This is a genomic window from Caulobacter sp. (assembly GCF_049283275.1).
Lineage (GTDB): Bacteria > Pseudomonadota > Alphaproteobacteria > Caulobacterales > Caulobacteraceae > Caulobacter.
Genome location: NZ_JBAPVS010000216.1, coordinates 1 through 6,496, shown reverse-complemented (window position 1 = coordinate 6,496; position 6,496 = coordinate 1). Strand labels below are relative to the sequence as shown.

The window sequence follows — 6,496 nt, the reverse complement described above, 5'->3', positions numbered from 1 at the left end:
GCCCAGGCCCGCGCCGGTCGCCTGCCCAGCCTGACCCTGTCGGCCGAGGGCGCCAGCGGCACGACCGACCTTGGCGGCTTCTTCGGCTTTGGTCAGAGCGATGTGTCGCCCCGCGCGGCGTCGCTGCAACTGCGCCAACCCCTGTTCTCGGGCGGCGGCGTCGGCGCCGCCATCGCCCGAGCGGGGGAGGGCAAGGCTGTGGCCCAGGCCCAGGTCGGCGGCGCGACGGCCCTCCTGAGCGTCGAGGTCGCCGAAGCCTATGTCGGGGTTCTCGGCGCTCAAGACATGCTGGCGCTGAGCCGCAGCCAGGTCCTGCAGATGGAGACCATCGCAAGCCAAGCCAGGTTACGCTTCAAAGGCGGCGAAATCCCCCGCACCGACCTTGACCAGGCTACCACCCGGCTGGCGGAGAGCCGCGCGGGTTTGGCTCGAGCCGAGGGGCAACTGGCCCGCAGCCGGGCCCATTTCGTCTCCGTGGTCGGTGCTGAGCCGGATGGCCTTGAGAGCTTCGTCACGCCGTCAGCGACGCCAGCATCGCTGGATGAAGCCATCGCCCAGGCCGCACAGTCCAGCCCAATGCTGCTGGCCGCCCAGGCCGCCGAACGCGCGGCGCAGGCCGGTGTTCGCTATGCCGAGGCCGAGCGTCTGCCCAGCCTCGCCCTCACAGCCACCGCCAGCACTTCGCGCGACCAGTTCTTTCCCGGCTATAGCGCCGATGGCGTGACCGTCGGCGTCCAGGGGCGCTGGACCCTGTTTTCGGGGGGCGCGGCGAGCGGGCGTATCGACGAAGCCGGCGCGGAGCTCCGTGGCGCTCGGGCGCGTCTGGACGCGGCGCGGGCCCAGGTGCGTGAAGCCGTGATCGGCGCCTGGGGCGATGTCGCTACCGCGCGGGCCGTGATGCTGGCCGCCACCGACCAGGCCAGCGCCGCGACCAGCGCGCTGGACAGCGTGCGCAACGAAGTGCGGGTGGGCCAAAAACCCGTCCTGGATCTCCTCGACGCCGAACGCGAGGTCCTAGCCGCGCAAACCGCCCTGGTGGCGGCGCGTGGCGAGGTGACGGTCTCGTCCTACCGGCTCGACGCGCTACTGCATGGCCAATGAGCCGGCGACGCCCGACGATGTCCTGCGGGCTCTGGCCAATATCCATCGCCTGCGGATTCTCCACGCTCTGAGCGAGGGAGCCTTGTGGGTCAGCGATCTTCAGGCCCGTTTGCTGTCACAGCATCTGGCGCGCCTGCGCGATGCGGAGGCCTTGACCTTGGTCGAGGGACTCCTACGACTTGTCGATCGGCGGGAAGACCAGCAGCCATGACCTCCTTCTATGATCGCCATATCCTGCCGCGCCTGATCGGCTGTGCTTGCGGGGCGGGGGCGATCGCCAAGCAACGCGCCAAGGTCGTCCCCCAGGCCGTAGGACGGGTTCTCGAGCTTGGGATTGGGGGCGGACTGAACCTGGCCTTCTATGATCCGGCGCGGGTGACCAGTGTAACCGGGGTTGATCCCTCGGAAGAACTCCGGGATCGGGCGCTGGCGGCTCCGCGCCCTGACGGACTTAAGGTCGAGGTCCTGGCGGGCGAGGCCGAGCAGCTCGGTTTCGACGACCACAGCTTCGACACGGTCGTTTGCACCTTCACCCTCTGCTCGGTTCATACGCCCGCCGCGGTGCTGGCCGAGGCGCGCCGGGTTCTGAAACCAGGCGGCCGCTTCCTCTTTTGCGAGCATGGCCTGGCGCCGGACGCCGAGGTGGCCCGCTGGCAAAGGCGCATCGAACCGTTCTGGACACCGTTGGCCGGCGGCTGCCACTTGACCCGCCCCGTCGGCGCGGCGATCGCCGCGGCCGGCTTTGTGATTGATGAGACGCAGGCCTTCTATATGCCCAAGACACCAAGGCCGCTGGGCTGGTGCGAGCTGGGCGTCGCCCGTGTCGCCTGAATCTCTGCCTTACATCGGCGTGAACGGAGCACTGGGACTGTAAGCAGGTATTCGGCCCCATCCTAGAAAGAGCGTTTGAAGCTTTGCAAAGGGCTGGCGCGCCTCCAGGGGAAGGTGTTCGAACGGTCAGGTCTGACGTCCCGCAGCGGGTGGGTCTTTTCGTGATTTTCCGGGAGGGATGCGACGGCCCTCACTAAACCGTCACATATATTCGTAGGAAGGGGGACGGTTCTTCTCTTCACGGGCTCGCGCCAGGATCATCACCATGCGACCGGTCAGGGATATCGCGAAGCGGATGAAGGCCTCGTTGATGCGCAAGGGCGTATCGATCACCGAGGCCGATGATCTTGTGCAGGAAGCCTTCGTGCGGCTGGCCACCTACAGCCAGTCCAGCGAGGTCCATGAGCCTGAGGGCTTTCTGATGCGCACGGTGTCCAACCTGGTCATCGACGAGCATCGGCGGCGAAAGCGAGCGAAAATCATCGATCAACCGGTGGAGGATCTGGCCTTGATCGATAATGAGCCGCTGCCGGATGCGGTTTGGGCCGGTCGAAAACGTCTAGAGAGATTGAACGCCGGTTTCGCAGCGCTCGATCCGACGACGCGGCGCATGTTACGGGCGCAGCGAGTCGAAGGATCCAGCGTCGGCGAAATCGCGCGGCGTGAGGGGGTGAGCGTGAGCGCGGTCGAAAAGCGTTTGGCCAAGGGCATGCTCTTTCTGGTGAAGTGGATGGACGGATGGTGAGGCACGGGAAGACCGCGCGGGACGACGCGTCCAACCGCGTCCTCGCCGAAGCCGCGCTCTGGCTGGTGCGCGACAAGGGGCAGGACGATGCGAAGGCCGATCCCGGCCGCGCGCGCTGGATGGCCGAAGACCCGGTCCATGCATCGGCCTATGCGCGGGCGCTGTCGGTCTGGGACGACCTGGGTCAGGTGGCGCCGGACTGGAAGTCCGATCGCGCCGGGCCTGGCCTGCGGATCCGGGTGCGCGAGCTGGCCATGGCCTGCCTGGTGGTTTGCGCATGCGCCCTGGGCCTGTTCGCGCACCTGCGCGATCCGAACTACGCGACCCGCGTAGGCGAGCAGCGCACGGTGCAGCTGGACGACGGCACGCGCGTCACCCTCAACACCGACACCCGTATCGTCGTGCGCTATGATCGCGACGAGCGACATATCCGCCTCGACCGCGGCGAGGCCTATTTCGACGTCGCCCACAACGCCGCCCGTCCGTTCTTCGTCGATGCGGGACATGACTATGTCCGGGCGCTGGGCACGGTGTTCATCGTTCGCAACGATCAGCCCAAGTTGGAGGTGACCTTGCTGGCGGGCGCGGTGCAGGTGGGCAGCCGCGACGCCGAGGCGGGCCGGCCGGCCGTGATCCTGGCGCCGGGCGACCGGCTGCGTCGCGACGGCCAGACCCAAGGCCAGCTCGACAGGCCGTCCCTCGACACGGTGACCGCCTGGCGACAGGGCGAGCTGGTGCTTGAGAACACGCCTCTGTCGGTGGCGGTCGGCGAAATGAACCGTTACAGCCGCCGGCCCATCCAGGTCAGCGCCGCGGATGCGGCGGACGTCCGCTTGAGCGGCGTGTTCAAGACGGGCGACAGCGACGCCTTCGTCGCCACCCTCGCGGCGCTCTATGGCTTTAAGCTCGATAAACGCCCCGACGCCCTGGTGCTGTCGGGCGCCGCCAATCGGACCGCGCGCTCCTGATCGGACGCGCGGTCAAATAATTCTCAGATTCTTGGTGTGGTTTCGCCTCGCCGCCGCGTCCTTGAATTGACGCGCCAGACAGGTCGGGCGACTGCGTCGTCCCGCCCTCGCTTCTGTCGCTGTCCAGACTTGCAGAGCCGATTATCGGCTGCGCGTGCGGCTAGTCCATGCGCTCGAATTCGCGAGTACATTGCGGACTTCTGTGTCCGATATTCTCATTATACTTAAATATACAGACTCGGATTCTGAATCTGGGCTGTAGTTAAAATCATCATTTCAATAAATGTCATGAGTTTCACAAAACTTATACACTAAGAATGTAGGTCACCCTTCAAGGATTTCGAAGATCTGTCCGATGGTCATCTTGGCCGGGGCGGGCGGTGTCTTGCGGCGCGAGGATATTTTTCGCGCCGATAGTCGTGGTGACCGGACGATCGGGCGCCAGAAGGGGGCTTTGAATGCAAGTGGTGGGTTCGCGCTGGGCTTGCGCGGCTGTCATGGCGATCGCGTGGGCGCATGGCGCTGTCGCGCAGGAAGCGCCGGCTCCGATAGAGGCTAGCGGCGAGGAGCGCCGGGTCGACCTCCTCAACTATCGCGTCGAAGGCAATACGGTGTTGTCGCGGCTGGAAGTCGAGAAAGCGGTCTACCCCTTTCTGGGCCCGCAGCGCCGCTCGGCCGATGTCGAGGCGGCGCGCGCCGCCCTTGAAAAGGCCTATCGCGACAAGGGCTACGAAACCGTCGGGGTCGAGATTCCCGAGCAGGACGTGCAGGGCGGCGTGATCCGTCTGAACGTGGTGGAGCTGAAGGTCGGCCGCCTGCGGGTGACCGATGCGCGGCACTTCTCGCCCGAGGACATCAAGAAGCGCGCGCCCGCCCTGGCCGAGGGGCAGGTGCCCAACTACGTCGCGGTGTCCAGGCAGGTCGCCGACCTCAACAAGACCAACGGCGACCGCACGATCACCCCGACCCTGCGGGCCGGCGATACGCCAGGCACGGTGGATGTCGACCTGCAGGTGCAGGACGCTCTGCCTCTGCACGGCTCATTGGAGCTGAACGACCGCAGCAGCAGCCGCACCGAGCGTCTGCGGGTGTCGGGTTCGGTGCGCTACACCAACCTTTTCCAGCGCGAACACAGCTTGAGCCTGCAGGGGCAATTCGCGCCGCAGGATCCCAACCAGACCTGGCTGGTGACGGGCTCCTACGCCGCTCCGATCCAGGGCACGCCCTTCACCGTCGTGGCCTACGCCGTCCATTCCGACAGCGATGTGGCGGCCGTGGGCGGCATCAACGTGGTCGGCAGCGGCGACATTTTCGGTCTGCGGGGCATCTACAGTTTCGCTGGCGGCGGGTTGTTTCACACCCTGACCGCGGGCGTCGACTACAAGAACTTCAAGGAAGACCTGATCGTTGGTCCCGAATACGGCCGCACCCCGATCGACTACTATCCGCTGACGCTGCAGTACGGCCTGATCGGTCGAGGCGAAAAGCAGGACGTCGACCTGACCGTGGCGCTGAACGTCGGCCTGCGCGGCCTGGACTCCGACGAAGCCGAGTTCCGCTTCAAGCGCTACAACGCCACCGCCAGCTGGGCCTACCTGCGGGGCGACGCCTCCTATGTGCGTCGTCTGCCCTGGGGCATGCGGACCAGCCTCAAGCTGGCCGGCCAGTATGCGGGGCAGCCGCTGATCAGCAACGAGCAGTTCAGCGCCGGCGGCCTGGACAGCGTGCGCGGCTACTACGAAAGTCAGGAACTGGGCGACGACGGCGTCTCGGGCCAGTTCGACCTGGAAAGCCCCTCGATCCATCGCTGGTTCGGCGGCGTGGTCGACGAATGGCGGTTCTTCGCCTTCGCCGACGGGGCCTATCTGAAGATCTACGACCCCCTGGCCGACGCCAATGGCGTGCTGGACGACTCGTCCAGCCTGGCCAGCGTGGGTTTCGGCATGCGCCAGCGCCTGCTGCGCCGCGTGAACCTGTCGGCCCTGCTGGCCGCCCCTCTCAAGAACAAGCAATCGACCATCATCGACTACGGCGATGACTGGCGCGGACAATTCCGCGTCTGGCTCGATTTCTAGAACGCACGATCTCGACTGGAGAATGACTGAGATGAAGAAGATTTTTGTTGCTCTGTTCTTGCTCCTGGTCGTGATCCCGGGGCCGGCCCTGGCTTCGTGGAACGCGGACTGGCCGCAACGGCGCAAGATCACCCTGGAGGCCCAGAACGTGCGAGGCGTCACCGAGGAGGTGAAGCGCGCGCCGGTGCTGGTGCGGCTGCACAGCGGGGTGCTGGACTTCAGCCAGGTGCGTCCGGACGGCGCGGACCTGCGCTTCGTGGCCGGCGACGACAAGACGCCGCTGACCTATCACATCGAGCGCTTCGACCCGACGGCCGAGCTCGGCCTGGTCTGGGTGGACGTGCCGTCGACCCAGGCCGGCAAGAGCCAGGACATCTGGCTGTATTTCGGCAATCCGGCCGCCAAGCCAGTGTCCAATCCGGCCGCCACCTATGACGGCGAACAATCACTGGTCTATCATTTCGGCGAAACGGCCGGCGGGCCCGTCGACCAGACCGCCAACGGCAACAAGGCTAGGCTCTTCACCGCCGCCCCGACCCTCGAAGGTCTGAGCGCTGGCGGCGCGAGCTTCCAGGCCGCTAGCCAGATGCGCGTGGCGTCCAGCGCCTCGCTGGCCGTCCCGGCCGGCGGCCGCATGACCTTCTCGGCCTGGATCAAGCCCGCCGCGGCCGGCCAGCCCGAAGACGCGGCGGTCTATTCCAAGTTCGGCGCAGCCGGTGAAGGCGGCGCGGATCGGCTCGTGCTGGGCCTGCGCAACGGCGTGCCCTATGTCCGCG

7 protein-coding genes are annotated in these 6,496 nt (G+C 66.5%); all 7 read left to right on the top strand.

Annotation, left to right across the window (positions count from 1 at the left end):
* The coding region (locus tag WAL33_RS12035) for a TolC family outer membrane protein (protein ID WP_422181721.1) at positions 1–1,101 on the top strand (1,101 nt) is incomplete at its 5' end.
* On the top strand, positions 1,091–1,312 hold the full coding sequence (locus tag WAL33_RS12030) for a hypothetical protein (RefSeq protein ID WP_422181719.1): 222 nt from the start codon (positions 1,091–1,093) through the stop codon (positions 1,310–1,312). The genes WAL33_RS12035 and WAL33_RS12030, both read left to right, overlap by 11 nt.
* The gene (locus WAL33_RS12025; RefSeq protein WP_422181717.1) at positions 1,309–1,932 is read left to right on the top strand and encodes a class I SAM-dependent methyltransferase; all 624 of its coding nucleotides are present in this window, start codon (positions 1,309–1,311) and stop codon (positions 1,930–1,932) included. The genes WAL33_RS12030 and WAL33_RS12025 overlap by 4 nt, the downstream gene beginning before the upstream one ends.
* 265 nt (positions 1,933–2,197) lie before the next feature.
* Entirely contained in the window at positions 2,198–2,677 is a 480-nt protein-coding gene (locus WAL33_RS12020; RefSeq protein WP_422181715.1) for an RNA polymerase sigma factor, read from the top strand.
* Entirely contained in the window at positions 2,671–3,645 is a 975-nt protein-coding gene (locus tag WAL33_RS12015) for a FecR family protein (protein ID WP_422181713.1), read from the top strand. Before WAL33_RS12020 ends, WAL33_RS12015 begins: the two co-directional genes overlap by 7 nt.
* 497 nt (positions 3,646–4,142) lie before the next feature.
* Positions 4,143–5,720, top strand: coding sequence for a ShlB/FhaC/HecB family hemolysin secretion/activation protein (locus WAL33_RS12010; RefSeq protein WP_422181711.1), 1,578 nt, complete (start codon positions 4,143–4,145; stop codon positions 5,718–5,720).
* A gap of 31 nt (positions 5,721–5,751) precedes the next feature.
* Positions 5,752–6,496, top strand: a 745-nt coding sequence (locus tag WAL33_RS12005; protein ID WP_422181709.1) for a DUF2341 domain-containing protein, incomplete at its 3' end; no start/stop codon positions are given.

Bases quoted from the DNA above. Each gene is read 5' to 3' on its own strand.
- WAL33_RS12010 (WP_422181711.1), top strand. From the start codon at position 4,143: ATGGCGATCGCGTGGGCGCATGGCGCTGTCGCGCAGGAAGCGCCGGCT.
- WAL33_RS12015 (WP_422181713.1), top strand. From the start codon at position 2,671: ATGGTGAGGCACGGGAAGACCGCGCGGGACGACGCGTCCAACCGCGTC.
- WAL33_RS12025 (WP_422181717.1), top strand. From the start codon at position 1,309: ATGACCTCCTTCTATGATCGCCATATCCTGCCGCGCCTGATCGGCTGT.
- WAL33_RS12020 (WP_422181715.1), top strand. From the start codon at position 2,198: ATGCGACCGGTCAGGGATATCGCGAAGCGGATGAAGGCCTCGTTGATG.
- WAL33_RS12030 (WP_422181719.1), top strand. From the start codon at position 1,091: ATGGCCAATGAGCCGGCGACGCCCGACGATGTCCTGCGGGCTCTGGCC.